Raw genomic sequence first — 26,243 nt, 5'->3', positions numbered from 1 at the left:
TGCCTAGACCGCCGGTCGGGGAAAATCTCGCCGAATCAGCCGGGCAGCAGCGTGGCCAGCGTCTGGCGCAAGGTCGCGGCGGCGCGTCTGGCCGGGGCAATTTCGCCTTGGCGGGCGGCGGCACAGGCGTGCTCGGCGGTCTGGGCTAGCTCGGCCAGGCCGAGGTTCAACAGATTGCCCTTGAGGTCATGGGCGGCCTCGGCGCAGGCGGCGGGGTTATGGCTGGCCGCGGCCTGGTCCAGGCGGGCCAGGGTCTCGGCCAGGACCGGTCCGGCCACAGCCAGGGCTTCTTCGGCCTCGGCCGCGAGCAGCTCGTGTTCCCCAAGCAGGAAGACCAGGGCGCGGCGTCTGGGATCTTGCATTATGTCCAGGTCCGGTTGGGCGCGGCGGCGATTTCGGCCAGCACGGCCTCAAGGTCGTTTATGCGGTAGGGCTTGGAGAAATAGGCGTTCATCCCGGCCTGGCGGCACTGGGCGTCGTCGTCTTCGGTGGCCTGGGCGGTCAGGGCGATGATGGGCGTCGTCACGCCGTGCTCCCGCAGCCGGCGGGAGGCTTCCAGGCCGTCGAGGATGGGCATGCGCACGTCCATGAACACGACATGGTAGGGAGCGTCGGCATCCCGGGCGGCCAGCACCAGACGCACGGCTTCCTGGCCGTCGCTGGCGAAGTCGGCTTGGCCCACGCCAAGTTTTTGCAGGATTTTTTGCAGCAAAAAACGGTTGTAGGGGTTGTCCTCGGCCACCAGGGCGCGCAGCCCCCCGAAGTCGGCGGCCGAGGGCAGGGGCAGCTCCGGCCGGGTGTGGGCGGCCTGGGGCTCGGGCAGGGCCAGGGTGAAGGAGAAGACGCTGCCGCGCCCGGGGCTCGTGTCCAGCTCCAGGCCCGATCCGCCGAGCAGCTCCACCAGCCGGTTGGAAATGGACAGCCCCAGGCCCGTGCCGCCGGGGTTGCGGGCCACGGCGTCATCGGTCTGGACAAAGGGCTCGAAGATGCGTTCCCGAACCTCGGGGGTGATGCCGGGGCCGGTGTCGTGCACGGCGAAGGTGACGCGCGGGGGACCCTCGTGGCCCAGGTTGGCCGTGGCGCGCCTGGCCGACAGGGTCACACGGCCGCTGGGCGTGAACTTGATGGCATTGGACAACAGGTTGAGCAATATCTGTTTCAGGCGCACCGGATCGCACAGCACCACCCGGGGCAGGGACGGGTCGCGTTCGATGGCCAGGGTCAGCCCCTGCTGGTCGGCGGCCTGGGCCATGACCCGGCGGACTTCCTCCAGGAGCCGGTCGATGTCCATGGGCGCGGGCCGGATTTCCAGGCGGCCCATCTCGATGCGGGAAAAGTCCAGGATGTCGTTTAAGATGACGAGCAGACCCTCGCCGGCGGCCCGCATGGTTTCGACGCATTCCCGCTGTTGCGGGGGAAGATTGGCCCGCAGCAGCAGTTGGGACAGGCCCATGATGGCATTGAGCGGCGTGCGGATTTCGTGGCTCATGTTGGCCAGGAAGGCCGATTTCATACGGCTGGCTTCCTCGGCCTGAACCTGGGCCCGGATGAGGTCGGAGACGTCCACGAAGGATTCGATGCCGCCGGTGATCTGGCCGTCGGCGCCCAGGATGGGGGCGGCGTTTTTGAGGATGGTGAGACGCTTGCCGCCTCGGGCGGCGATGGTGGATTGACGTTTTTGCACCGCGCCGTCGCCGGGGGCGGTCGAGCAGGGGGAGAGCGGCGATTCGCGCAGCAGCTGGACCCGGGGCCGGCCCAGGGCCTGGTCCCGGGTATAACCGGTGATGGCCGTGAATTCGTCGTTTATCGTCACCACCACATCGTCGCGGTTGACGATGCAGATGGCCGCGCCGGCGATGGTGATGACTTGTTCCAGGAAGCGTTTTTCGCGCTCCACGCCAAGCCTCGCCTCGACCAGCGGGGTGACGTCGATGAGCGAGACAATGAGGCCGGCGAACATGCCGTCCTCAATGACGGGCTGGAGCTTGACCGTGACGTCGCGCGCCCCGATCCGGCTTTCGAAGGAGACCGGCGCATGGGCCACGCCGCGGCGGAAGAGGTCGAGGAAGGCGGCGGCCTGGTAGTCCTCGGTATCCAGGTCGAGGACTTCGAGGCGCGCGCCCAGCACTTCGGCCCGGGAGCGCCCGAGCCAGGTCAGGTAACGGTCGTTTATTTCGGCGATGACGCCCGAGGGCGCGATAAAGGCGATGGCCTGGTCCAGGGCGGCGATGATGGAGGTGAGCCGGGCCAGGCGTTTGTCGGACGTGGCGTTTTGTCCGGCCCGGACCGGGCGTGCGCCGGGCGGAGAGGCCGCCCGACGGCGACTGGGGCGGCTAGGCCGGTTTGGAGTCGGCCGCCGCGTGAAAGACATCGAGGCGTTCCTTGTAAGGAGGGTGTCCGAAAAAGGCCGAGCCCGAAACTAGGACATCGGCTCCGGCGGCCAGCAGGGCGGCCGTGTTGTCCGGGGTCACGCCGCCGTCGACTTGGATGCGGAACGCCAGTCCCCGCTCCCGGCGCAGGGCGCTTAAGGCCCGGATCTTGTCCAGGCAGAAGGGGATGAAGGACTGGCCGCCGAATCCCGGGTTGACGGTCATGATGAGCACCATGTCCAGCTGGGGCAGCAGCCATTCCACGGCCGAAAGCGGCGTGGCCGGATTGAGCGCCACGGCCGGGGCCGCGCCCAGGCGGGCGATCTCGGCCACGGCCCGTTCCAGGTGGACGGTGGCCTCGGCGTGGACGCAGATAAGGTCCGAGCCGGCCGCCCGGAATTCGGCCAGATAGCGCTCGGGCCGCTCGATCATGAGGTGGGTGTCGAAATACAGCCGGCTCGTTTTGCGCATGGCGGCGATAAGCGGCGGCCCGAAGGTGATGTTGGGCACGAACTGCCCGTCCATGACGTCAAGGTGGACCCAGGATAATCCGGCCGCTTCCAGGGCGGCCAGTTCGTCGGCCAGCCGGGCGAAATCCGAGGACAGAAGCGAGGGCGACAAAATAAACGGCGGCGTCATGGCGGCTCCGGCTGAAGGATTGTGACGCGCACGGCGTCTTGATCCCATGGATAGACCGCCGGCCGTTCCGGGTCAAGGCAGGCGAGGTGGCGGCGGGCCGTTCGGGACCGTTGTCACAAATCCGCCCGAGGCGTATGCCGGAAATGGCGCGGAAACGGACGGCGGAACCGACGTCACGCGTTCTTGTCCCCCGCGTCACCGGACCGTAACGGAGCCTTTCTACCTTCACCACGTCACCTGGGGCAATTCGCGCCAACCTTGCGCGACCATCACTTTTATACGGAGGATTCTCATGAAAAAGCTTATTGGCATCGTGGCCGCGTTTCTGATGATGGCCTCTACCGCTCTGGCCGACACCACCATCAAGGTCGATGGTTCCACCACCGTCCTGCCCATCATGCAGAAAGTCGTCGAAGCCTACATGAAGGCCCATCCCGACGTGAAGATCTCGGTTTCCGGCGGCGGCTCGGGCAACGGCATCAAGGCGCTCATCGACGGCGCCACCGACGTGGCCATGGCCTCCCGCGCCATGCAGCCCAAGGAACTCGACCTGGCCAAAACCAAGAACATCGCGCCCAAGCAGATCGTGTGCGCCGTCGACGCCATCGTGCCCGTGGTCAACCCGGCCAACAAGCTCACCGAGATCACCACCGACCAGCTCAAGGACCTCTACATGGGCAAGATCACCTCCTGGAAGGACCTGGGCGGCGACGGCCCGGTGGTCGTCATCTCCCGCGACACCTCCTCGGGCACCTACGAGAGCTGGGAAGAGCTGGTCATGAAGAAGGAGCGCGTGTTCCCCGGCGCCCTCATGCAGGCTTCCAGCGGCGCCGTGGTTCAGGCCGTGAGCAAGAACAAGAACGCCCTGGGCTACGTCGGCATCGGCTATCTCGACGCCTCCACCAAGGCGCTGAAGGTCAACGGCGTCGAGCCCACGGCCGAAAACGCCAAGGCCAAGAAGTTCCCCGTCTCCCGCGACCTCTACATCTATACCAACGGCGAGCCCGCCGGCGCGGTCAAGGGCTTGATCGACTTCCTGCTTGGCGCCGAAGGCCAGAAGCTCGTCAAGGAAGCCGGCTTCGTCTCGATCAACTAAACCCCGCCCGCCCCACGAAGAACCCTTCGCGCCCCGGACCGCCAAAGCGGGCCGGGGCGCGCTCCCGGGAGAGACGCCATGGCCATGTCGCGCCAGTCCAAGGACAACCTGATCCGCAACGCCTTTTTCCTCACGGCCTTAAGCTCCATCGTGGCCCTGGCCTTGATCATGCTCTACCTCTTCATCGAGGGCCTGCCGATCTTCAAGATCGTCTCGGTGACGGACTTCCTTTTCGGCCACTACTGGTATCCCACTTCCGAACCCCATGAGTTCGGCATCTTTCCGCTCATCGTGGCCTCGCTGGCCGTCACGGCCCTGTCCTCGGCCATCGCCATCCCCCTGGGCGTCATGACTGCCATCTACCTGGCCGAAATCGCCAGCCGCCGCACCCGCGACATCTTCAAGCCCATCGTGGAGCTGCTGGCCGCCCTGCCGTCCGTGGTCATCGGCTTTTTCGGCATGGTGGTGGTTGCGCCCTTTATCCAGGAAACCTTCGACCTGGCCACCGGGCTTAATCTTTTCAACGCCGCCATCATGCTGGCGTTTATGTCCGTGCCCACCATCTGCTCGGTGTCCGAGGACGCCATCTACGCCGTGCCCCGGGAACTCAAGGAAGCCTCCCTGGCCCTGGGGGCCACCCATTTCGAGACCATCTCCAAAGTGGTGTTGCCGGCCTCGCTGTCAGGCATCTCCACCGCCGTCATGCTCGGCATGTCCCGGGCCATCGGCGAGACCATGGTCGTCCTCATGGTGGCCGGCGGCGCGGCCATGATCCCCAACTCGATTTTCTCCCCGGTGCGGCCCATGCCGTCGAGCATCGCCGCCGAAATGGCCGAGGCCTCCTTTCGCGGCGACCACTACCGGGCGCTTTTCGCCATCGGCATCGTGCTGTTCCTTTTCACTCTGGCCTTTAATCTCATCGCCAGTCACGTGGCCGAAAAGCACAAGCAGGTCGGCGCGGCCACCCTGTAAGCGACCAGGAGCGACATCATGAACCAGACCGCCCTCACCCATGCCGGGCTGGCCCGCCGCCACCGCACCCAAAAAATCATGTGGGGCGTTTTCGGGGCCTCCTCGCTCATCAACATGGCCGCCCTGGTGCTCATCTGCGGCTTTCTCCTCGTCAAGGGCCTGCCCGCCATCAGCTGGTCGTTTTTAACCGAGATGCCCCGCGACTCCATGACCGCCGGCGGCATCCTGCCCTGCATCCTGGGCACCATCTACTTAAGCCTGGGAACCATGTGCGTCGCCTTTCCCCTCGGCGTGGCCTCGGCCGTCTACCTCAACGAATACGCCCGGCCCGGCCGCACCCTGCGGCTGATCCGCCTGGGGATCAACAACCTGGCCGGCGTGCCCTCGGTGGTCTTCGGCCTTTTTGGCCTGGCCTTTTTCGTCACCTTCTTCGGCCTGGGCGTCAGCCTCTTGTCGGGCATCCTGACCCTGTCCATCCTCGTGTTGCCGGTCATCATCGGCACGGCCGAGGAGGCGCTCAAGTCCGTGCCCCAGACCTACCGCGAAGCCTCGCTGGGCCTTGGGGCCACCAAGTGGCAGACCATCCGGCTGGTGGTCCTGCCGGCGGCCATGCCCGGCATGCTCACCGGCGCGATCCTGGGCCTTTCCCGGGTGGCCGGCGAAACCGCCGCCATCATGTTCACGGCCTCGGTCTTTTTCACGCCCTACCTGCCCACCAACATCACCGATTCGGTCATGGCCCTGCCGTACCACATCTACGTCCTGGCCACGGCCGGCACCGACATCGACAAGACCCGCCCCCTGCAATACGGCACGGCGCTGGTGCTCATCGTCCTGGTGCTGGGCATGAACCTCGGGGCCATCCTCTACCGGGCCAAGCTGCAAAAGAAGCGGTAGTACGCGAAGAGAAAGCCAGAAAGATGCCTCCGGCGGCCGGGGGCCTGAGGCCCCCGGACCCCCCAGTTGAAGAAAGGGGATAAGGGGGGAGGCAGGAGGGTGCGTTTGGACGGTAGGTTGGTCCGAACCGGCACGGCAACGAGCCGGAAAAGATGAAAAAAGGCGGCGTGGACGCATAAGGCGTTCCGCCGCTTTTGGTTTGGCCCGGGACTCCGGGCCGGGACTTGTCCGCAAACGCCGGTCCGATGGGGCCGCCGGTCGCCGGGGGGCGGCCGGCCAGATCGTCGGCCCGGCGAACCAGGGAGGCTTCCCATGACCGATGGCGGCGACGCGACGGGACGCAAGAACTACGTCCTGGACACCAACGTGCTCATCGAAAACCCGCAATGCGTGCTCAAGCTGCGAAACGGCGTGGAAAACGCCATCCACATCCCCTACCACGTGCTCATGGAGTTGGAGGCGCTCAAAAAAACGCCCAAGCTGCGCCATATCGTGGCCAACGTCATCGGCGTTTTAAGCGACAACCGCGACCGCATCCATTTCATCCAGAACGACAAGAGCCACTCGGCCTTCACCGACATCGTCGACAACCACATCCTCGACGAAATCCAGGCCTCCACCATCGACGATCCGGTGCTCGTCACCAACGACCGGATCCTCAAGCTCCAGGCCGAGCTGCGCGGCATCAAAAGCGAGGAACTGCGCGATTCCAAGCCCTTCGAATCCGAATCCCAGCGCTACACCGGCTTCGTGGAAGAGGGCGAGGAACCCGTGCCCAACTGCTTCAGCTGGCGCGAGGGCAAGCCCGTGCTCCACGCCCCGGACGGCGAACGGGTCATCAGCCACACCTGCGACGTCTGGAACGTGCGCCCGCGCACGGTCTACCAGAACCTGGCCCTGGAGCTCATCATGGCGCCCCACATCGACCTTGTCTCCATCCAAAGCGAGGCCGGCTACGGCAAGACCTTCCTGGCCCTGGCCGCCGCCCTCTACGCCGTGCAGGAGAAAAAGCAGTACGACAAGATTTTCGTCTTAAAGCCCACCATCGAGATCGGGGCCAAGCTCGGCTACCTGCCCGGCGACGTCTCGGAAAAGATGGAACCCTACGTGAAATACGTCTTCGACCTGCTGGTCAAGCTCCACCGCTGCCGGGCGGCCAACAAGGTGTTCCTCAACCCCAACGACGAAATGCTGCGGGTCAATCCCAAGAAGTTCGAGATCCTGCCCCTGGCCTACGTGCGCGGCATGAACATCGAAAACGCCTTCGTGGTCATCGACGAGGCCCAGAACCTGGCCCGCTCGGAAGTGCGGGCGCTTCTGACCCGCATGGGCGAGGGCGTCAAATGCGTGGTCCTTGGCGACACCTCGCAGGTGGACAACCCGTATCTCAACGAAGCCAACAACGGGCTGAACTGGATCGTGCGCAAGTTCAAGGGATTCCCCAACTACGCCCACATCGTGCTCAAGGGCGAGCGCTCGCGCGGCCCCATTACCGATATGGTTTTGAAGTCGAAGTTGTAGGGAGAGGGAAGACTGGGGATGCCTCCGGCGGCCGGGAGGGGGTAACCCCCTCCCGGACCCTCCCTGATTGGGGGCCGGGCAAGGTCCCCGGAAAGCGCCGGGCGCGGAAAGAGGCGGGCCTGCGCGCTCTGGCCTATTCCCGGGGCAGGGCCACGCTGACGGTGGTGCCGGCGGCTTCGGACACGTCGAGGCGGATGGTCCCGCCCTGGCATTCGGTCATGAGCCGGGCCGAGTAGGTGCCCAGGCCATTGCCCTTGGTTTTGCCGGCGGTGGCGTATTTCTCGAAAAAGATCGGGATGATTTCGGCCGGCGGGGGGCTAGGGTTGGCGATGGCGAAGCCGGCCTGATCGCCGGCGGCGAAAAAGCCCACCACAACCGTGGCCCCGGCCGCTTCGGCTTCCAGGGCGTTTTTGAGCAGGTTGCCGGCCGTGGTCTGGACGAGCAGCGCATTGCCCAGGGCAAAGACCGGCGGCTGAGCCGGCGGGAAGGCGACGGCGACGCCCCGGGTCCGGGCCAGGGGGGCGAGCATGTCCACCACCGTGGCCACGATGCGGGCCAGATCGATGCGCTGCAGCTCAGGCCGGAAGGTTCCGGTTTCCATCTTGTAGAGGTCCAGGGAAAGGTCGATCTGTTCGAGCATGAACCGTCCGGCCTGCTCGATCTCGGCCAGGATGTCGCGCTGCTCCTCGTTGACGTCGCCCAGGGCGGCCACCAGTTCGGGCAGATTGACGATGCTGCCAAGGGGCGCTTTGAGGTCGTGGCGCATGATGCGCTCCACGTCCTCGCGCACGTTTTCCAGTTCCTTGCGGGCGGTGATGTCGTCGAAAATCCAGATGGAGCCGGCCTGGGGGGCGGCCGGATCGATGAGGCGGCCGTGGACGGCGCACCACAGCGTGCGGCCGTCGCGGTTGCGGAAGCGTTCCTCCACCGAGGCTTCCTGCCCGGCGGCCACGGCGGCCAGAATTTCCCGGCGCAGCGCGCTACGGCGCTGTTCGTTTTCGTGGATGTCCTCCAGGGGGCGGCCGGCCAAGCCGTCCGGGTCCAGTGCGAAAAGCGCGCCGAACCGGGCGTTGGCCCGGATCACCCGGCCGTCGTGGCCCAGGTGCACGATGCCCACCGACGAGGCGTTGAAGATGGCCTCCAGCTCGGACATGAGCCGGGCCAGGCGTTCTTCGCGGGCCTTTTGCTCGGTGATGTCCTCCTTGACCGCCACGTAGTGGGTGACGACCCCCTGGTCGTCGCGGATGGGGGAGATCGACGAATCTTCCCAGTACAGTTCGCCGTTGCGCTTGCGGTTGCACAGTTCCCCGCGCCAGATGCCGCCGGTCCGGAGGGTGTCCCACATGGCCTGGAAAAAGGCCCGGTCGTGGACGCCGCTGCTTAAGACCCGGGGCGTTTCGCCCAGGGCTTCCTCGGCGCTGTAGCCGGTCAGCGCCGTAAAAAAGGGGTTGACGTATTCGATGGCGCCGTCGGCGTCGGTGATGACGATGGAGGCCGGGGACTGTTCCACGGCGGCGCGCAGCAGGCGCAGGCTGCGTTCCTGTTCGTGCTGGAGGGTCACGTCTTCCACCGAGGCGATGACCGGGGTGGGGGCTTGGCCGGCCGCGACAGGGTTGAACATGGCCCGCAGTACCCGGGTGCGGCCGCCCAGGACCGAAGTGTAGGGGCCTTCCATCCGGGTCGCGCTTCCGGCCAGGGCGGCAGCCAGGGCCTGGCGGGCGGTCTCGGGCATCCGGGCCAGGACGTTGGCCCCTCGGGCCATGTCTTCGGTTGTGCCGATGATTTCCAGGAAGCGGGCGTTGCATTTGAGGATGGCGCCGTCCGGGGCGAAGGCCACAAGGCCCAGGGGCGAGTTGTCGAAAATAATGCGCAGGGTGCTTTCCTGCTCGGCCAGGGCCTGCTCGGCCTGGTTGCGGCTGGTGACATCGATGCAAAAGCCTTCCAGACGCACGGTCTTGCCGGCGGCGTCGCGCACGGCCCGGGCGTGCAGCGACACCCAGATGACGCGGCCATCCCGGGTCCGGCGGCGGGTCTCGTGGCCGGACAGGGAGCCGCGCTGCGTTAGCAAGGCCATCAGCCGCCGCCGGTCGGCCGGGTCGACGTACATCTGGCTTTCGATGTCCGTCACCTGGCGCAGCATGTCCTCGGGGTCGGCGTAGCCGTACATGCGGGCCATGCAGGCGTTGACCGTGAGATAGCGGCCCGTGGGCAGGGAGGTGAAAATGCCGATGGGCGCGTTGTCGTAAAGGTCGCGCAGGGACTGCTCGCTTTGGCGCAGGGCGTTTTCGGCGACCAGGCGGTCGGTGACGTCGTAGACGTAGCCGCCGACCCCTGTCTGCCCGCCGGGCAGGGGCACGGGGAACTTGCGCACCTCGAACACCCGGTCGCCCAGGGTTTCCAGGGCGGTGAGCATGGCCGTCCCTTGCTGGGCGGCCAGATCCGAACGGCGGCATTCGGCGAGCAGCTCCGGCGGCATGACGGCGGCGTCGTCGCGGCCGATGACGGCCTCGGGAGGCAATCCGTAGAATTCGCACAGGTTGCGGTTGACCACCAGGTAGCGCAGGTTTTCGTCCTTGAAAAAAGCCATGCCGCTGGTGGCGTCGATGAAGGCCCGGTAGCGGGCATCGCTTGCGCGCAGGGCCTCGTTGGCCGTGGTCAGGGCGGCGGTGCGCTCGGCCACGGTGCGTTCCAGGTCTTCCTTGGCGGCGTCCAGGGCGGCCGTGGCCCGGGCCACGGCCTCGGCCAGCCGGGCCGGCCAGGACAGGAGCAGGAACAGCGCCGCCGACAGCACGACCCACGAAGCGAAACCACCGGCCAACAGCGGCGGCGGCACGGGCAGCCGCGTCCAGCCGCCGGCCGGCACGGCGGCCAGTTCCCAGGGGCCGCCCGGGGTCTCCAATTGCGCCAGGACCGGGTTGTCATGAAATACGGAAGGGTCGCCAGCCAGGAGTCGTGTGGTTCCTGTGTCGGGATCGGTGGCCCGCACGGCCAGCCGCAGCCCCGAGGCCGGGGAAGCGGCCAGCTGGAAAAATTCCTTGGCGTCGAGAATGGCTGTGGCCAGGCCCCACAGCCTGGGCGGCGCGTCGTTTTCGCCCGGCAGCCGGACCGGCAGGCGCAAAATGAGGCCCGTGCCGCCTTGGAGCAGGGGCACAGGGCCGTCGAGGACCGGGGCGTTGTTGTCGATGGCCCGATGCAGGGCCAGCATCTGGACCCTGGGCAGGCTGTCGGCCAGACGCAGGCCCAGGATGCCGCCGTTATTGATGGTCGGGTAGACGTGGGACACGGTCAGGTCGCGGGCGAGCTGCAAGGAGCGCACATCGGGCAGGCCGGCGGCCAGTCCCGAGGCAAAGACGGAAAAATCTTTTTCGCCCACCTCCGGCCGGGCGGCGGCCAGGGCGGCCAGGGCGCGCAGGATGACCAGGCGGCCGGCCAGGGCGGCGTCCAGGGCGAGCCGGGTCTCGGACAGGAGCAGACTCGCGTCGGCGCGTTTCTCAGCGGCGTAACGGTCGGCCTGGGCCCCGTAGATGAGCAGGCCGGCCGGCAGCGTGGCCAGAGCCGCGCCCGCCAGGGCAACGGCGGCGCAGATCACCGTCCTGAGGCGGGCCTTGACCATGCGGGAAACGTCTCCTCCCTGCCGCGAAAAGGGGGGCCGGCCCGGGCGGCACGGACCCCGCAGCATGGGAAACCATAGCCTCGGCGGCCGGCGCGTGGCAAGGGGATTGGTTGGATGGCCCGTTCCTCACAGGAAAAGCCAGACGGCGGCCAGGCCCGACAGGCTCATGGTGATGGTATAGGGCAGGGCTTGCTTGACCATTTCGCCGTAGGACAGGCGAATCAGCGGGGCCAGGGCCGAGGTCAAAAGAAACAGGAACGCGGCCTGGCCGTTGGGCGTGGCCACGCTGGGGATGTTGGTGCCGGTGTTGATGGCCACGGCCAGCCGGTCGAAGTGAGCCAGGGCGGCGACAACGGCCGGCCGGGCGGCCTCGGGCAGTCCGGCCAGGGCGGCCTGTCGGCCCACGGCCGGATCGGCCAGCCGGGCCAGGAAATCGGCCCCGGACAGGCCCAGGCCGGGCACGGCATCCAGGAGCTTTACGAAATGGGCCTTGGTCTCGGTGATATAGACCGTGGCCACGAACACGTTGTCGCTGATCATGGAGAGCAGGCCGTTGGCCAGGTAGTAGGCGGCGGTCTGGGTGCGGCCGGAAAGCGACAACACGAAGTTCGTCACCGGGGCGAACAGGTGCTGGTCGTGGATGACCGCCACCACGGCGAAAAAGACCACGAGCAGGGCGGTAAAGGGCAGGGCTTCGACAAAGGCGTGGCCGATGCGGTGCTCTTCGGTCACGCCGCAAAAGGCGGTGAGCAGGATGATGATGGACAGGCCGATGACCCCGACCTCGGCCAGGTGCAGGGCCAGGGCGGCCACGAGATAGACGGCGGCCGCGCCCTGGACATAGAGGCTGGCCCGCTGGCGCTGGGTCATGGCCGCGTCGCGTCGGGCGTCTTCGGCGGCCAGCACCCGGCGCACCTCGGCCGGCAGCTTGAAACCGTAGCCGCACAGGGCGAAGCGTTCGACCAGGACGGTGGTGGCCAGGCCCACGAACAGCACCGGCATGGACACCGGCGCGACCTTGAGAAAAAACTCCCCGAAATGCCAGCCCATTTCATGGGCAATGAGCAGATTCTGCGGTTCGCCGACCAGGGTGCACACGCCGCCAAGGGCCGTGCCCACCGCGCCGTGCATCATGAGGTTGCGCAAAAAGCCGCGAAACTGGGCCAGATCCCGGCGGCAGGCCTCGTCCATGGCCGCTTCCTCGCCCAGCCGGCATTTCCCGGCCGAGGCGTGGCGGTGGTAGACCTCGTAAAAGCCGTAAGCCACGGCCATGATGACGGCGGTGACGGTGAGCGCGTCGAGGAAGGCCGAAAGAAAGGCCCCGGCGAAGCAAAAGAGCAACGACAGGGCGATTTTTCCCCGCACCTTCATGAGAATCTTGGTGAACACGTACTGGAGCATGTCCTTCATGAAGTAGATGCCGGCCACCATGAAGATCAAAAGCAGGATCACCGGGAAATTGTGGGCGGTCTCATCGTAGAGGGCCTGGGGCGTGGTCAGCCCCATGAGCACGGCTTCCAGGGCGAGCAAGCCTCCGGCCGGCAGCGGATAGCAGGACAGGGCCATGGCCAGGGTGAAAATGAATTCGGCAATGAGCAGCCAGCCGGCGGCAAAGGGGCCGGCGGCGGCCAGCAGGATGGGGTTTATGACCAAAAAGGCAAGGATGGTCAGCTTGTACCAGTCCGGCGCGTTGCCAAGCACGTTGGCGAGAAAGGCCCGGGGCAGTGTCCGCGGCATGGGCGAGGCTCCTTGGCGTTGGCGGTGGCGGGGAAAAACCGCCGCATCCTAGCCCAGGCCGCCGCCAAGTCCAAGGCGCTCGGACTTGCGGGACAGCTTTGCCAACACGCTGCCCCGACGTGATTTTTTTTCTTTCCTTCAAGTCGGGGCGGTTAGAACGGGAAACTTGTTTTCTCACGCCCCGGTTGCGGCCGCCGATTGATTGGCTCTGGCCTTCTTCCCAGCCTGGCGCAGAACCTCGGCCAGGGCATCGACGTCGGCCGGCTTGTCCAGCACGGCGAAGGCGCCAAGGGCCAGGCAGGCCTGGCGTTCTGCCGGGCCGGCCGCTCCCGAAAGCACCACCACTTCCAGGTCGGGCCGGGCGGCCTTGGCCCGGCGCAGGGCTTCGAGGCCGTTTATGCCCGGCAGCCGCAGGTCCAGCACCAGCACGTCCGGGGCCTCCCCGGCCACGGCGGCCAGGGCCGTCTCGCCGTCGAACACGACATGGACCCCGATCTGGCGCAGGCTCAGGCGGTCGGACAGCGTCTGGACGAAATCCCGCTCATCATCCACCAGCAGCACCCGGGACGGCATGTCGAAATCCGCCCGCCGATAAATGTCGGACTGGTAGAAGCCCTTGCCCACCTTGACCAGCACGTCGGCCACGCCGGGCACGGCGGCGGCGATGGCCCGCAGCTCCCGCTCCAGGCTCGACAACAGCAGCACCTTGCGTTCGATGGTGAGGCTCACCAGCCCGTCGTGGGCGGCCACGCGCACGTCGTGGCCCTTGGCGGCCAGGGCGGTCTGGACCTTGGCGGCCAGGAGAAAATCGGCCGCGGCGGCCCGGGTGGCCTCGGTGGGCTGCACGGCGGCGTCGCCCAGATGCCCGACGAGGCAGTCCACGGCGGCCGCCAGGGGCAGCTTGTCCATGGGCAGGACCATGTCGAAGAGCATGGGGTCCCAGGGATCGGCCGACCCCGTGGCCCGGGCGGCCAAGGCGACCCGGTCGGCGTCGGCTGCGGCCAAAAGTTTGCGCGCGCTCTGGGCGTCGTGGCCGGCCTCGGCGGCCAGACGGCGTCTGGCCGGGGCGTCGGCGATCAGGCAGGCCCGCAGGATGTGGCCGATGGCGCGCGGCGGCAGCAGGGCGCAGCCGCCGACCAAAAGCAGCGCGTCGTTTTCGGCCAGCCGTTCGGCCAGGACCAGACGCAGCCAGGCCAGAGCCTGGTTGGTTTCGTGGGTGAAGCGGTCAAAAACCGAGACCTTGGCGGCAAAGGCCCGGGCCACGGCGGCCGGCCCCAGGCCCGAGCGCTCCCCGGCCTGGCGGATGCAGGCATCATCTGTGACGACGGTCAGGTTCGCGGCCGCCGCCAGGGCGTCGGCCACGGCTTTTTCCTGGCAAAACGCGCCGTGAAACAGGGAAACAACGGGCATGGCGACTCCTTGACGGCCGCCCGGCGGCCGGGGGCCAAACGACAACAGCGTCCCGCTTGCGGGAGCGGACCTGGGCGGCATGGGCCGCCGGGGGCTGATTCCTTCACCCGGCGGTCCGCGTTGTCAAGACCGGCGGCAGTAAGCGCTCCGGGCCGTTTGCGCGGTTCGCGCGTGGAGGGCCAAGAGCATGGACCGATTTTGGGAGCCGTTGTCTCGACCGATGGCCTTTGCGTTGACGCCTGCGCGCCGTTTGTCTACCATCTACGTATGGATGCCGCTCCATGCCTGCGGCGCTTTGGCCGCAACACCGCAGGAGGCCTTACCCCATGAAACTCACCACGCGAAGCCGCTACGGCACGCGCATGATCCTCGACATGGCCCTGCACGGGCAAAACGGTCCGGTGCGCATCAAGGACATCGCCGCCCGCCAGGGCGTGTCCGTGAAATACCTGGAGAAACTCGTGCGCGACCTCAAGGAGGCCGGTTTCGTGCGCAGCCGGCGCGGGCCGCGCGGCGGCCACGAACTCGACAAGCCCCTGGACGCCATTTCCGTGGGCGACATCGTGCGGGCCCTGGAAGGCGACCTGTCGCTGGTGGAGTGCGGCGACGAGACCGGCCCTTGTCCACGCCAGGCCGACTGCCTCACGCGCGGCGTGTGGATGGAGGCGGCCCGGGCCATGCACGAAAAGCTTGATTCCATCACCCTGGCCGACTTGGTGGCCGGGGCCACGGGCTGCGCCCTGGGCGCGAACGCGGAAGCGGTCGCCATATAACGCTTGAACGAAGCCGCCATTGTGGCCTAGTATCGGGAAGTGTCCCAAAGACGCAACCCGTGAGGCGATGCGAGGCATGAACGGCGGAAACGACGACGGCGCAGGCGTGCTGCTGGCAGCGGCCGGGACCCGGGTTCCGGACGGGCTGGCCGGTGAGCTCGCGGCCCTGGGCCATGTTGTCGGTTCCCTGGAAGCCCCCCCGGCCCGGCCCGTGGCCGGCGTGTTGGCGGCGGCCCCGGGCGGCCTGGAAGCGGCCGAAGGCATCCTGCGCGACTGGCGGTTGCGCGGGCTGGCCGCCGTGTGTCTGGCCGACGGCGGCGACGCGGCCTTTTTGTCCGCCCTGGCCGACTTGAAGCCCGCCGCCCTGCTCCCCCTGCCGGTGTCCCGCCCGGTCCTGGCCGTGGCCCTGGCCGGGGCCGCCAGCCAATGCGGCGAGGATGTGGGCGAGCGGCTGGCCGTGCTCAAAAGCCTCATGGACGCCGCCGTCAATCCCATCTACGTCCAGGACGCCGCCGGCCACTACATCGGCGTCAACCGCGCCTTTGCCGCCTTTCTCGGCGTCACCATCGAAAGCGCCCAGGGGCTTACGGCCGGGGCGATTTTTTCCGACGAGATCGGCGACTACCTGGCCGAACGCGACCGGGAGATCCTGGCCCAGGGCGGAGTGCAGCAGTTCGAGGTGGCCCTGGAGGACGCCTGGGGCCGGGAGCGCCATCTGGTCTTTCACCGGGCCCGGTTCGAGGACGCTGCCGGCGTTCCCCAAGGGATCGTCGGCGTGGCCACCGACGTTACCGACAGCAAACGGGTGGAAAAGGACCTGCGCGACGAGCAGGAAGTGCTGCGCCGCATCCTGGCGGGCATCCGGGCCGGCATTTTCATCATCGACCCGCGCACCCAGGTGGTGGAGGACGTCAATCCCATGGCCGAGGAGCTGTGCGGCCGCGCCCGGGAGGAGCTCGTCGGCAGACGCTGCGGCGACATCGCCTGGAGCGATCCCGAAGGCCGGCCCCTGCCCACCTGCTCGGTGCTGGCCGAGCGCAACATCCTCAATGAGGAAATGCGCCTGGCGCGCCCCGACGGCCGCATCCTGCCGGTCATCAAGACCGTGGTCACGGCCAAACGCCGGGGCGAACTGCGCCTTTTTGAGATCGTCTTCGACGTCAGTGAACGCAAGGCCCTGGAACGCCAGCTGGCCGTGGCCCAGAAGCTCGAATCCATCGGCGAACTGGCCGCCGGCATCGCCCACGAAATCAACACCCCCACCCAGTACATCGGCGACAACCTGCATTTTCTTTCCACCGCCTTTGACGGCGTGAGCCAAGCCCTGGCCAAGGTCGAGGCCGTGGCCCGCCGGCTGGCCGAAGGGGCCGGCGACGCCGCCGCGCTGGCCGCCGTCGAGGCGGCCCGGGCCGAGGCCGATGTGGATTTCCTTCTCGACGAGGCCCCCCACGCCCTGGAACAGTCCGTGGAAGGCGTGGCCCGGGTCACGGCCATCGTCTCGGCCATGAAGAAATTCTCCCATCCCGGTGGCGAGGAAAAAACCGCCGTGGACCTCAACGCCGCCGTGGAAAACACCGTCACCGTGGCCAAGAACGAGTGGAAGTATACCAGCGACGTGATCCTCGAACTGGACAGGACCCTGCCGCCGGTCTACTGCCATCCCGGCGATTTCAATCAGGTCATCCTCAATATCCTCGTCAACGCCGCCCACGCCGTGGCGGCAAAGGTCAAGGGCACCACCGACAAGGGCCGCATCGTCATCCGCACCGAGGCCGACGGCGACGCCTTCAAGCTGTCCGTGGCCGATACCGGGACCGGCATCCCGGCCGAACACCGGCGCAAGATCTTCGACCCCTTCTTCACCACCAAGGAGGTGGGCAAGGGCACAGGCCAGGGCCTGGCCATCACCCACAACATCGTGGTGACCAAACACGGCGGCTCCATCGATTTTGAATCCGAGCCGGGCAAAGGGACCACCTTCACGGTGCGCGTGCCGTTCGGGGCGCCGCCGCCCGCCCCCGGCGCGCCAGGGGAATTGTCGTGAAAACCCGCATCCTTTTCGTTGACGACGAACCCAACGTGCTCTCCGCCCTGCGCCGCATGTTCCACGACATGCGCGGGGAGTGGGAGATGGATTTCGCCTCGGACGGCCCGTCGGGACTGGCCATGATCGCCGAGCAGCCCTACGACGTGGTGGTGGCCGACATGCGCATGCCCGGCATGGACGGGGCCATGTTTTTGCGCGAAGCCCAGGTCCACAATCCCGGGGCCATCCGCATCGTGCTGTCGGGCCACTCCGACCGGGACATGATCCTGCAGACCGTGCGCCCGGCCCACCAGTTCCTGCAAAAACCCTGTCAGCCGGCCGAACTCAAGGCCGTCATCGCCCGGGGCCTGTCGCTGCGCGAAGTCTTCCTCGACGACCGGGTGAAAAATGTGGTGGCCCGCCTGGACCGGCTGCCCACCGTCCCGCGCCTCTACGCCGCGCTGCTGGACGTGCTGTCCAAGGAAGACCCGTCCATGCGCGAGGTGTCCGGACTCATCGCCCAGGACGTGGGCATGTCGGCCGGCGTGCTCAAACTCGTCAACTCGGCCTTTTTCGGGCTGCGCGTCCACGTCTCCAGCCCGGCCCACGCCGTCAACCTGCTGGGCCTGGAAGTGGTCAAGGCCCTGGTGCTCGGCATTGGGCTTTTCGACCGCTTCGACAAGGAAGCCTTCCGCGACTTCGATCTGGAAAAACTCTGGAGCCACTGTCTGGGCACGGCCCGTTTCGCCCGGGCCATCGCCGAGACCGAGGCCGCCCAGGCCGCCACGCGCGAACACTGCTACATCGCCGGACTCCTGCACGACGTCGGCAAACTCGTCATGGCCACCAACTTTCCCGAGCGCTACCAGGAAGTCATCCGGGCCTGCCAGGCCGGCGAAGGCACCATCCTCGACATGGAGCACCACATTTTCGGCGCCTCCCACGCCGAGGTCGGGGCCTATCTGCTCGGGCTATGGGGCGTGGAGGACGAGGTGGTGCGGGCGGTCTACCTGCACCACGAACCGGGCCGCGACCGCCGGGCCGGATTTTCGCCCCTGGCCGCCGTGCACGTGGCCAACCGCCTGGAACACGAAATGGTGATCCTAAGCCCCGGCTACGCCATCAATCCCCTGGACGAACTCTACCTCATGGCCTCGGGGCTCGACGCCCGGATGCCCGAATGGCGCGCCGCCTGCCAGGCCGTCCTGGACCAGCCCGGCCGCGACGAGGACTGAGCGGGAGCGAAAGCGGGAACGCGAGAAGAGAGAAAAGGAAGATGCCTCCGGCGGCTGGGGGCCTGAGGCCCCCAGACCCCCCGAATAAAGGGTAACAAGGGGGGCAGGTGGTATCGCGACGGGCTAAGCGAGTCCGCAAACCTGAAACCACGCTGCGGCCGTCGTCGGCCAGGCGGCGGGGGAGCCATGGAACTGTCCGCGCAACTGTCTGGAACCTGCCTGGTGGCGACGGTCGGCGTGTCCGAAGTGGACCATACCGTCAGCGACGACTTCCGCGACGCGCTGCTGTCCCGCTACGAGCGCGCCGGGGCCGTCGATCTGCTCCTGGACCTGACCCAGGTGGCCTTTATGGACAGCAAGGCCATCGGAGCCATGGTGTCGGTGCGCAAAGCCGTGGCCGCCAAGGACGGGCGCATGGGGCTGTGCGGCTTGCACCCCCACGTCGCCAAGATCGTACGCGTGGTCACCCTCGGCGCGATCTTCGACGTCTTCGCCGACGCCGATCAGGGCTTGGCCCAGTATCGGTGAGGATGAAGACGGGAAGAGGAAGAGGCCTCCGGCGGCTGGGGGCCTGAGGCCCCCAGACCCCCCAGCCGGGGAAAGTGTTTCAAGGGGGTGGTTGGCACTTTGGCCGGATGGTGAGGGCGTCCGGAGGCGAGGCTTTCCGGTCCCTGCAACGGCGACTGGAAATGCCTCCAGTTACGCTAGGCGGTCGCCCGGAGCCAGGCGGCGCACGGCCACCATGGCCAGGTCGTCGTGGAGAATGCCCATGCAAAAGGGCAGGGCCGTTTCGATGATCTCGCCGATGAGATCGCGCGGGGCCGTGCCCGGCCGCAGCTTGCCGAGCACCCGCTCCTCCCCGAAAAATTCCCCTTCCGGCGAACGCAGTTCGGTCAAGCCGTCGGTGTAGAGAAACAACGTGTCCCCAGGCGCGAAGGTCGTGGTTTGCGGCGTCCAGGCGCAGTCCGGCAGGATGCCCAGGGCCGGCCCCTGGGACGGCAGCTCGGTCAGCCCCGAGCGCCCAAGGACGTAGACCGGCACATGGCCGGCCGAGACCACCGTCAAAAGCGGCGCGGCCCGGTCGATGCGGCACAGGGCCATGGTCATGAACATGTTGTCGAGATCGCCGCCCAGCAGCAGGTCGCACAGCATGGCGTTGAGCGAAGCCACCAGTTCCACCGGCCCCAGCCCGGCCTGGCGCAGGGATACCAGATAGCCCTTGCAGGCGGCCATGAGCATGGCCGCCGAGGCCCCGTGGCCGGAGATGTCGGCCATGAGCACGTACACGGCCGCGCCGTCGTCCCAGGCGTCGTAGAAATCGCCGCCCACCTGCTCCTGGGCCTGGTACACCGCTGCCGATTCCAGACCCGAAAATTCCAGATCCCGGGGCAACAGCTGGCGCTGGACGCAGCCGGCCAGATAGCGCTCCCGGGTGAGCAGGTCATTTTGACGGCGCAGTTCCTGGCCGAGGCTGGCGAGCTTGAGGTGCAGGTTGATGCGGGCGGCCAGTTCCGAGCGGTGGTAAGGCTTGGGCATGAAGTCGTTGGCCCCGGCCGACAGGGCCTCGGCCCAGACGCGCCGGTCGGTCTCGGCGGACAGGAAGATGATGGGCACGTCGGCCAGGCGCGGATTGGCCCGGATGCGGCGGATGACCTCGATGCCGTCCAGGCCCGGCATGACCAGATCAAGCAAAATCAGGTCGGGATGGCGGGTTTCGGCCAAATCGACGGCGTCCAGGCCCGTGGCGGCCTCGATGACGTCATAGCCGAACAGCGAGGCCACGTGCCGTTTGAGCACTTCCCGGAAGATCGCGTTGTCGTCGGCGATGAGCACCTGCGTCATGGCTTCGCCTTGTGTCGCTCCAAAACATGTCCCACCCCCTTTCCCCCATTGGGGGGTCCGGGGGCCTCAGGCCCCCGGCCGCCGGAGGCATCTTCCTCTTGCTCGTTCTCTTTTCCTACTTCGGCACCAACACGTAAGCCTTGGCCGTGCCCTTCATGAGGCCGGCCTGGTGGGCGGCTTTTTCGCCCGGGCCGAGGTAGAGGTCGAAGTGGTTGCCCCGCATGCAGCCGGTGTCCTGGGCCATGACGAAGCCGGTGAAGCGTTCGACGCCGGGCCCCGTGCCGGGCGGGTAGCCGGGCAGGTCGCCGTCAACAGCCAGAAGCGAGCCGTAGGGCATGAATCCCGGGTCCACGGCCACGCTGGCGTGGGGGGTGACGGGCACGCCCATGGCCCCCACCGGTGTGGTCTGGGAGGCCTTGAAAAAGATATAACTCGGATTTTTAGTCAGATATTCGCGCACCTGGGTCGGGTTTTCTTCCAGGTAGCGACGGATGCGCTGCATGCTCATCTCTTCCTCGGGGAAGCAGCCCCGTTCCACCATGACGCGGCCCACGCCCACGTAGCGGTGGGCGTTTTTGCCGTCGTAGAGGGCGTAGACCGTGGAGCCGTCCTCGATGTAGCTCAGCTTGCCCGAGCCTTGGACATGCAGGAAAAAGACAGCGATGGGGTCCTTGGCAAAGCCCAGCTCCAGGCCTTTGCCGGAAAGCGCGCCGGCGTAGTCGATGGCGTCGCGGCTGTGGTGTTTGCCGGCCCCTCCGGGGTTGCGGTAGATGCCCCAGACGTAGGGGCCGTGCTTGGTGCGCGAAACCTCGATGGTGGGTTCGTAGTAGCCGGTGAGCAGGGTATCGGTGGAGAGCGGAACCCAGGTGAAGTATTTGGACAGCACCGACGGATCACGGTCCAGTTCGGGCAGGATGCGGCGGAAAGTGGTCAGTCCCTGGTGGAGCTGGCCCCAGGTCAGGCGCACGCCGGGCTGGTCGATGGCGACGTTTCCGGCCGGCTTGCGGGCGACAAAGGCGATGGAGCGGTCCACGGCCGGGGCCAGGGAGGCGAAGCTTGGGATTTGCTGGCTGGCCGGGCTGACGCGGGTGTTCCAGGGCGTGGTCGGAGCCGGCGCGACCGGGGCGCGCATCTGGGGCGGCGCGCCGGCCGGGGCTGTCCCTGGCGCGGCCTGGGCCGGTCCGGGTCTGGCCGGCGCGGCTGGCGGCACGTCCTCCACGCCGGCGCAGGCGGTCAGGCAAAGCAGGGCGGCAAGACACAGGGCCAGGGTCGACAGGCGGGCGGGGGGCGTGTTGTGGCGCATCATCCTTGCCATATAACGCGGCGGGCGGCCCAGGGGAAGGGGCCGGCCCGCCGGGGCGCGATAGCCTCGGTCCTGAACAATAATGGTTCCAGGCTGTTGCCCACGAAACACCCCCGCCGCTTTTCGTGGACGCGGCGCTAGAAATTGAGGATGCGGTCGGCGGCCTTCATGGCCGCGTAGAGGAAGGGCATATTGGACAGGGTCACCGGCGCTTTCGCCTCCACGCCGTGGAGGCCCAGGCACTTGCCTCAGGCGGCGAGCACGCCTTCGCTTAAGCCAAAAAGCTTGGCCTGCTCGGCGATGGGGAAGGTCGGGCTGTCGCCGGCGGTCAGGTCCACGGCCGGGCCATTTAAGAAGATGGTGACGTCCTCGCCTTCGTTGAGCAGGAAGTTGCCGAAACGCACGGCGTTCCATTTGATCTCGGGCTCGGGGCTGGAGAGCACGATAAGTATTTGCATTGCTGATGCCTCCTGCCTAAATCGATAGATAAAATCGATTGCAGAAGCAAGCCGTGAAAAAGGCCGGCCGCGCCCAGCGGGGCGTGACCGGCCGATCATTTCGTGAAAGAGGCGGAGGCCGGAACCACGGTGGTTTCCGTCAAAGGCGAACCCCCGTTACCACTTTTCCCGTCGAGGGGGTCCGGGGGGGATCATCCCCCCCGGCCGCCGGAGGCATCTCTTATTTGTGCGAACGCCGAACTAGGGCACGGGATTTTTGCGGGCGTAGGCGAGGAGGTCTTCGTAGATCTGCTGGCAGGTGGCCACGGGCACGTCCGGGGCGTGCAGCACGGTGGGGCGCTCTTCGCTGAACAGGGCGGCCCAGGGTTTGCCTTTCAGATCTTCCCAGGCTCCGTAGCGGCCGTAGCTGATGACGCCCTGGACGGTCTGCAGGCGCAGATCGAAGGACTCGTAGGCCATGGGGTTTTCGTGCAGGACCTGGGGCCGGGAGGCGTGGAACGGGCCGGCCTGGGCCGAAAAATAGAACCAGCCGCCGATCTGGATGTCGCCGAACCAGCGGTCGCCGTCTTCCAGGCGGTCCGATTCCATAAGAAGCGTTCTGAAGTCTTCGGCCATGGGCGGTTCTCCTTTCAAGATGTGGACAGGTCTTCTAGCCCGCCCGCCCGGCCCGGGTCAACGCCGGGAAAGGGCCAGCAGATAGTTGAAGACCGCCGAGACGTAGCGGCCCGAGGCCACGTCGGGCAGGGCGAAATGGGGCAGGGCCTCGCCCACGGCCGTGCCGGCCAGGGCCACGAACACCTGGCGCGACAGTTCGCCCAGGGCCGGCTCCAAGGTCTTGTCCCACAGCGCGGCCTGGGCCGCGGCCGGCGCGCCGAACAGCCGGCAGGCCACCGGCCGGGAATCGAACACCAGGCAGGCCCCGTCGCGGGACAGCGGACAGCGCCGCGACCAGCCCGACACGCACAGCTCATGGGAGTCGCCGTAGCGCTGGGTCAGCTCGTCCATTTCCCGGGCCGCGCCGGCTGCGTCCTCGATGACGGATTGGCGCACTTGGCTCGTCAGGCCCACGTCGATAGCCCGGGCCAGGGCCACGGCTTCAATCAGCGACAGCCACAGGGGCCGGCGGCAGCAGGCGTCGTGGTCGCGGCCACAGGCCGGGATGTCCCCGGCCGCCTCCTGGGCCATGGCGGCCAGCCCGGCGTAGTCGGCCAGAAACGGCCCCAGGTCCACGGGTTTGCCGGCTTCCAGGCGTGGTTCGCGCACGGTGAGCTTGCCGGCCGCCTTGCCGTAGCGGCGAATGGTCCACCATTGGTTGAAATTGGCCGGCTTGGCCCGCAGCGGCCGCAGTACCCGGGCCGCGCCCATGTGGCCCAGGCCCCGGCGCAGCAGGTAGGCGTTTAAGACCGTGCCGGTGCGGCCGATGCCGTGGCGGCAGTGGATGAGCACTTTCTTGCCCAGGTAAACGGCTTCGTCGAGCCAGCCCAGGGCGTCTTCCAGGGCGGGAAGGTCCGGGGCGTGTTCGTCGGGAATGGGCAGGTAGTGCACCTCGAAGCCGGCGGCGGCCTCGATTTCGTGGAGGTCGCAGAATTCCGCGCACAGGTTGAGGATGGCGGTCACGCCCTGGGCGCGCAGGGAATCCAGCTGGGCGTAGGACATGGGCGCGCCGCCCACGGCCAGATGGTCGGTGACCCAGGTCAGGGGATAGGCGGGAACATCGGCCATGAAGCACCCTTTTTTGGTCAGTCTGGCCTGTCCGCGTCAAAGGGCGCGGGGGCTTGGGTCGCGTCTTCCCAAGAGCCGGCGGCCTTTGGCGGGCGACGCGAGAAAACCACGGTGTTTATTCAAAAATACGCTCGTGTTCTTTAAGGGTTGCCGCGCTACCGGTCCGTTCGTTCGAGAAAGCCGGCCACCCAGGCGTCGGCGTCGGCCTCGGAGGCCAGCCGGATGTCGAGCATCCGGGTGGCGGCCAGCAGGCAGCCGAGCATGGCCAGCCGTTTTTGGGCCACGTGTTCGGGCAGGCGCGACAGCGAGGCGTCCAGCAGGTCGCCGGCGGCCCGCACGGTGAAGCCGAAGTGGGCCAGAACCCGGCGCACGCAGGACAGGCGCAGGGAGCGCTGGTCAAAGCCCGCGCCGCCGCCCTTGAAGCGGAAATTGACGTAGTTCTGGCTGTCGTCCGGGCCGCACAGGGCGTCCACCACGGTGAAATGGTAGCCAAAGCGCAGCATGACGTGGGCGTAGGCGTCGGAGATGACGGCATAGCTGGCCAGATGCTTGGAGTCGTTGAAAAAGATGCCGGCGCTGGTGCGGTCGAAAGCTTCGTCGTCGGTGATGGGCGGCCCGGCTGGCCAGGGGGCGTCGTCGGCGGCCAGCCCCGACCACAGGGCCCACATGGGGGCGCACTTGATCTGGTCGGGGCGGATTTCCTTGTCCCCGGCCGCCGACTCGAACACGCCGCCGCCGAGGTCCAGGACGTACATGGTCAGGGGCAGGTGGCTGCGCAGCCGTCTGGCCGAGGCCAGCCCCCGGCCGGAATCGCCGACCAGGGAGAACATCTCGGTGACGGCCTTTTCGTGGGCAAAGCGCACGATGTCGTGCAGCGAGCGCACTTTGGCCGGGGCGAAATCGGGCGAGGAAGGGTCGGTGAGCGTCAGTCCGGCCACCAGCGGGATCAGTCGGGCCAGGCGCTCGGCCACGGGCGAACCCGCCGCCGCCCGGGGCGCGGGCGGCCGGTCGAGCAGGGCCGGCACGCGGCCGGGATAGACGCAGCCGGCGTCGGCGTCCACGGTGACGTCCAGTCCCTCAGGCAGGGCTTCGAAGGCGTCGGCCATGCCGGTGATGACCGGCAGGCCGAACTCCCGGGCCACCGAAGCGAAATGGCCGGCCCGGCTGCCCGAGACGGCGACCACGGCGGCCAGCCGGTCCACGGCCCGGGCCAGAACCGTGGGCAGGGTGTGGGTAATAAGCACCGTGCCTGGGGCGATGTCGTCGATGTCCAGGACGGCCGAAGCCAGGCGGACCACGCCGGCGGCGCAGCCGCCCGAGGCCCGCATCCCGTTGCACAAAAGCGGCGTGGGCGCGCCGGCCGGCCGGGCGCCCAAGGACAGCTCGGGCAGGCCGTCGGCCTTGGCTTCCACGGCCATGGGCCGGGTTTGGAGAATAAAGGGCGCGCCGTCCTGGTCGATGGCCCATTCCACGTCCTGGGGCGCGCCAAAGGTCTTTTCCAGGCGCAGGGCCAGGGCGGCCAGCCGGCCGGCCGCTTCTTCGGACAGCACCTCGGCGTCCAGGGTCTGGCGGTCGAGGAGAAAATGGGGCGGCGTGTGGGACAGGGCCAGGCGTTCCGGGCTGACCGCTCCTTCGACCAGGGCCCCGCCGAGGCCCGGCACGGCGTAGACGGCCATGGGAGCCTCGGGGTCGGCGCTGTCGCGGGTGTAGAGCACGCCTGAGGCGGCGGCCGGCACCATGGGCAGCATGAGCACGGCCATGGGTGTTTCCTCGTCGGCGTAGCCGGTGAGCACCCGATAGGTGATGGCCTTGGCCGTGTACTTGCCGGCCAGGACCCTCAGGTAGGCGGCCACGGCGTTTTCCGGCTCCACGCCAAGCAGGCTCTCGTACTGGCCGGCGAACGAGGCCCGGCCGTCCTCGGCCACGGCCGAGCTGCGAAGGGCCAAGAGCATGGGCTGGCCGCCCGGGCCGCGCCCCAGCCGCCGGGCCGCCTCGGCCAGGGGCACGGCCACTTCTTCGGGTACCCGGGCGGCGAGAATGAGTTCCCGGGCGGCAGCGGCGGCCTCGGCCACCTCGCCCGGCCGGGCCAAGTTCACCCGGCGCAGGATGCGGTCGATGGCCGGACGCAGTTCGCAGGCTTCAAGCAGGTAGCGGAAGGCCCCGGTGGTGGCCACGAAGCCCTCCGGGGCCGGAACCCGGGCCTCGGCCACGGCCCGGGCCAGGTTGGCGGCCTTGCCGCCGGCCCGGGCCACGTCGCCGGCCAGCTCGGCCAGGGGCAGGACAAAGGGCGGCGACATGTCGCCGGACGGCAGGTCCAGGGCCATCTGGACGTAGAAATCGACCTTGCGGGCGTACTCGGGCAGATCGAGATGGCGGGCCGGAGACAGGCGGGCCAGGCGTTCCACCAGCTCATTGACGGAAGTGCGCAGCCGCCGGGTCAGATGGACCACCCGGGTCCAGTCCACGGCCGCGCCGCCGTAATGGACGTCCTCCAGGGCGGCGATGAGTTCCAGGCAGGCGTCGTCGTAACGCAAAAGTTCCCGGAAGGCGTTGTACTTCTCGCGCAACAGCACGCCCGGGGCAAAGACCTGATAGGTCCAGCGGCGGAAAAGCTCCTTGGAAAACACGGT

The 26,243-nt window shown here is 67.7% G+C and carries 20 protein-coding genes; 8 read left to right on the top strand and 12 right to left on the bottom strand.

From position 1 onward, the window contains the following. Positions 1 to 35: 35 nt before the first annotated feature. The 3 genes from DMR_RS18265 to rpe are packed head-to-tail and all read right to left on the bottom strand — an operon-like array spanning position 36 to position 3,008. Positions 36 to 362 carry an Hpt domain-containing protein gene (locus DMR_RS18265; protein ID WP_015862522.1) on the bottom strand — a complete coding sequence of 109 codons (327 nt, stop codon included), beginning with the start codon at positions 360 to 362 and terminating at the stop codon, positions 36 to 38. After that, positions 362 to 2,371, bottom strand: coding sequence for a hybrid sensor histidine kinase/response regulator (locus tag DMR_RS18260; RefSeq protein ID WP_015862521.1), 2,010 nt, complete (start codon positions 2,369 to 2,371; stop codon positions 362 to 364). Before DMR_RS18260 ends, DMR_RS18265 begins: the two co-directional genes overlap by 1 nt. Next, positions 2,334 to 3,008 carry a ribulose-phosphate 3-epimerase gene (gene rpe, locus DMR_RS18255; protein ID WP_015862520.1) on the bottom strand — a complete coding sequence of 225 codons (675 nt, stop codon included), beginning with the start codon at positions 3,006 to 3,008 and terminating at the stop codon, positions 2,334 to 2,336. Before rpe ends, DMR_RS18260 begins: the two co-directional genes overlap by 38 nt. Before the next feature lie 292 nt (positions 3,009 to 3,300). Here rpe and DMR_RS18250 point away from each other — a divergent pair, with 292 nt between their 5' ends. The 4 genes from DMR_RS18250 to DMR_RS18235 all read left to right on the top strand — a co-directional run bounded on the left by DMR_RS18250 (position 3,301) and on the right by DMR_RS18235 (position 7,494). Beyond that, positions 3,301 to 4,104: a PstS family phosphate ABC transporter substrate-binding protein gene (locus DMR_RS18250; RefSeq protein ID WP_015862519.1), complete on the top strand. Its 804-nt coding sequence runs from the start codon at positions 3,301 to 3,303 to the stop codon at positions 4,102 to 4,104. A 78-nt stretch (positions 4,105 to 4,182) separates the two neighbouring features. Beyond that, positions 4,183 to 5,076, top strand: coding sequence for a phosphate ABC transporter permease subunit PstC (pstC, locus tag DMR_RS18245; RefSeq protein WP_015862518.1), 894 nt, complete (start codon positions 4,183 to 4,185; stop codon positions 5,074 to 5,076). Positions 5,077 to 5,094: 18 nt separating this feature from the next. Next, the gene (gene pstA / locus DMR_RS18240) at positions 5,095 to 5,973 is read left to right on the top strand and encodes a phosphate ABC transporter permease PstA (RefSeq protein ID WP_015862517.1); all 879 of its coding nucleotides are present in this window, start codon (positions 5,095 to 5,097) and stop codon (positions 5,971 to 5,973) included. Between the two features lie 312 nt (positions 5,974 to 6,285). After that, a complete protein-coding gene (locus tag DMR_RS18235; protein ID WP_015862516.1) occupies positions 6,286 to 7,494 on the top strand; it encodes a PhoH family protein in 1,209 nt (402 codons plus the stop codon). Between the two features lie 133 nt (positions 7,495 to 7,627). On the opposite strand, the gene DMR_RS18230 is transcribed toward DMR_RS18235, so the two are convergent. From DMR_RS18230 to DMR_RS18220, 3 genes are all read right to left on the bottom strand, one after another. Further along, positions 7,628 to 11,107 (bottom strand): PAS domain S-box protein, encoded by a 3,480-nt coding sequence (locus tag DMR_RS18230; RefSeq protein ID WP_043601072.1) that lies wholly within the window; start codon positions 11,105 to 11,107, stop codon positions 7,628 to 7,630. A gap of 126 nt (positions 11,108 to 11,233) precedes the next feature. Beyond that, on the bottom strand, positions 11,234 to 12,844 hold the full coding sequence (gene nhaB, locus DMR_RS18225) for a sodium/proton antiporter NhaB (protein WP_015862514.1): 1,611 nt from the start codon (positions 12,842 to 12,844) through the stop codon (positions 11,234 to 11,236). Between the two features lie 174 nt (positions 12,845 to 13,018). Next, positions 13,019 to 14,254: a response regulator gene (locus DMR_RS18220; protein WP_043601069.1), complete on the bottom strand. Its 1,236-nt coding sequence runs from the start codon at positions 14,252 to 14,254 to the stop codon at positions 13,019 to 13,021. Positions 14,255 to 14,580: 326 nt separating this feature from the next. Between DMR_RS18220 and DMR_RS18215 the strand changes: the two genes are divergently transcribed. From DMR_RS18215 to DMR_RS18200, 4 genes are all read left to right on the top strand, one after another. Then, complete coding sequence (locus DMR_RS18215; protein WP_015862512.1) at positions 14,581 to 15,027, top strand: RrF2 family transcriptional regulator; 447 nt, start codon at positions 14,581 to 14,583, stop codon at positions 15,025 to 15,027. A gap of 76 nt (positions 15,028 to 15,103) precedes the next feature. Then, entirely contained in the window at positions 15,104 to 17,071 is a 1,968-nt protein-coding gene (locus DMR_RS18210; protein ID WP_232502831.1) for an ATP-binding protein, read from the top strand. Beyond that, positions 17,068 to 18,288 carry a response regulator gene (locus DMR_RS18205; protein WP_015862510.1) on the top strand — a complete coding sequence of 407 codons (1,221 nt, stop codon included), beginning with the start codon at positions 17,068 to 17,070 and terminating at the stop codon, positions 18,286 to 18,288. The genes DMR_RS18210 and DMR_RS18205 overlap by 4 nt, the downstream gene beginning before the upstream one ends. 186 nt (positions 18,289 to 18,474) lie before the next feature. After that, positions 18,475 to 18,816 (top strand): STAS domain-containing protein, encoded by a 342-nt coding sequence (locus DMR_RS18200; RefSeq protein WP_015862509.1) that lies wholly within the window; start codon positions 18,475 to 18,477, stop codon positions 18,814 to 18,816. A 171-nt stretch (positions 18,817 to 18,987) separates the two neighbouring features. Here DMR_RS18200 and DMR_RS18195 read toward each other — a convergent pair whose 3' ends face one another. From DMR_RS18195 to DMR_RS18170, 6 genes are all read right to left on the bottom strand, one after another. After that, a complete protein-coding gene (locus tag DMR_RS18195) occupies positions 18,988 to 20,130 on the bottom strand; it encodes a PP2C family protein-serine/threonine phosphatase (protein WP_015862508.1) in 1,143 nt (380 codons plus the stop codon). A 115-nt stretch (positions 20,131 to 20,245) separates the two neighbouring features. Further along, entirely contained in the window at positions 20,246 to 21,445 is a 1,200-nt protein-coding gene (locus tag DMR_RS18190) for an MltA domain-containing protein (protein WP_015862507.1), read from the bottom strand. A 125-nt stretch (positions 21,446 to 21,570) separates the two neighbouring features. Beyond that, on the bottom strand, positions 21,571 to 21,891 hold the full coding sequence (locus DMR_RS18185; RefSeq protein WP_232502830.1) for a DsrE family protein: 321 nt from the start codon (positions 21,889 to 21,891) through the stop codon (positions 21,571 to 21,573). Positions 21,892 to 22,131: 240 nt separating this feature from the next. After that, the gene (locus DMR_RS18180) at positions 22,132 to 22,506 is read right to left on the bottom strand and encodes a hypothetical protein (protein ID WP_015862505.1); all 375 of its coding nucleotides are present in this window, start codon (positions 22,504 to 22,506) and stop codon (positions 22,132 to 22,134) included. A 57-nt stretch (positions 22,507 to 22,563) separates the two neighbouring features. After that, complete coding sequence (locus tag DMR_RS18175) at positions 22,564 to 23,613, bottom strand: protein-tyrosine phosphatase family protein (protein WP_015862504.1); 1,050 nt, start codon at positions 23,611 to 23,613, stop codon at positions 22,564 to 22,566. 155 nt (positions 23,614 to 23,768) lie between these two features. Further along, the gene (locus DMR_RS18170; protein ID WP_043601065.1) at positions 23,769 to 26,240 is read right to left on the bottom strand and encodes a PEP/pyruvate-binding domain-containing protein; all 2,472 of its coding nucleotides are present in this window, start codon (positions 26,238 to 26,240) and stop codon (positions 23,769 to 23,771) included. Positions 26,241 to 26,243 lie beyond the last annotated feature (3 nt).

It is taken from the genome of Solidesulfovibrio magneticus RS-1 (genome assembly GCF_000010665.1).
Lineage (GTDB): Bacteria > Desulfobacterota > Desulfovibrionia > Desulfovibrionales > Desulfovibrionaceae > Solidesulfovibrio > Solidesulfovibrio magneticus.
This window is presented reverse-complemented; position numbering and strand designations above follow the sequence as displayed.

Excerpts from the sequence above, each read along its gene's own strand:
- DMR_RS18190 (WP_015862507.1), bottom strand. The coding sequence starts at position 21,445 with ATGGCAAGGATGATGCGCCACAACACGCCCCCCGCCCGCCTGTCGACC.
- DMR_RS18250 (WP_015862519.1), top strand. The coding sequence starts at position 3,301 with ATGAAAAAGCTTATTGGCATCGTGGCCGCGTTTCTGATGATGGCCTCT.
- DMR_RS18265 (WP_015862522.1), bottom strand. The coding sequence starts at position 362 with ATGCAAGATCCCAGACGCCGCGCCCTGGTCTTCCTGCTTGGGGAACAC.
- DMR_RS18210 (WP_232502831.1), top strand. The coding sequence starts at position 15,104 with ATGAACGGCGGAAACGACGACGGCGCAGGCGTGCTGCTGGCAGCGGCC.
- pstA (WP_015862517.1), top strand. The coding sequence starts at position 5,095 with ATGAACCAGACCGCCCTCACCCATGCCGGGCTGGCCCGCCGCCACCGC.
- rpe (WP_015862520.1), bottom strand. The coding sequence starts at position 3,008 with ATGACGCCGCCGTTTATTTTGTCGCCCTCGCTTCTGTCCTCGGATTTC.
- pstC (WP_015862518.1), top strand. The coding sequence starts at position 4,183 with ATGGCCATGTCGCGCCAGTCCAAGGACAACCTGATCCGCAACGCCTTT.
- DMR_RS18230 (WP_043601072.1), bottom strand. The coding sequence starts at position 11,107 with ATGGTCAAGGCCCGCCTCAGGACGGTGATCTGCGCCGCCGTTGCCCTG.
- DMR_RS18175 (WP_015862504.1), bottom strand. The coding sequence starts at position 23,613 with ATGGCCGATGTTCCCGCCTATCCCCTGACCTGGGTCACCGACCATCTG.
- DMR_RS18220 (WP_043601069.1), bottom strand. The coding sequence starts at position 14,254 with ATGCCCGTTGTTTCCCTGTTTCACGGCGCGTTTTGCCAGGAAAAAGCC.
- DMR_RS18200 (WP_015862509.1), top strand. The coding sequence starts at position 18,475 with ATGGAACTGTCCGCGCAACTGTCTGGAACCTGCCTGGTGGCGACGGTC.
- DMR_RS18235 (WP_015862516.1), top strand. The coding sequence starts at position 6,286 with ATGACCGATGGCGGCGACGCGACGGGACGCAAGAACTACGTCCTGGAC.
- DMR_RS18195 (WP_015862508.1), bottom strand. The coding sequence starts at position 20,130 with ATGACGCAGGTGCTCATCGCCGACGACAACGCGATCTTCCGGGAAGTG.
- nhaB (WP_015862514.1), bottom strand. The coding sequence starts at position 12,844 with ATGCCGCGGACACTGCCCCGGGCCTTTCTCGCCAACGTGCTTGGCAAC.
- DMR_RS18260 (WP_015862521.1), bottom strand. The coding sequence starts at position 2,371 with ATGTCTTTCACGCGGCGGCCGACTCCAAACCGGCCTAGCCGCCCCAGT.
- DMR_RS18180 (WP_015862505.1), bottom strand. The coding sequence starts at position 22,506 with ATGGCCGAAGACTTCAGAACGCTTCTTATGGAATCGGACCGCCTGGAA.
- DMR_RS18215 (WP_015862512.1), top strand. The coding sequence starts at position 14,581 with ATGAAACTCACCACGCGAAGCCGCTACGGCACGCGCATGATCCTCGAC.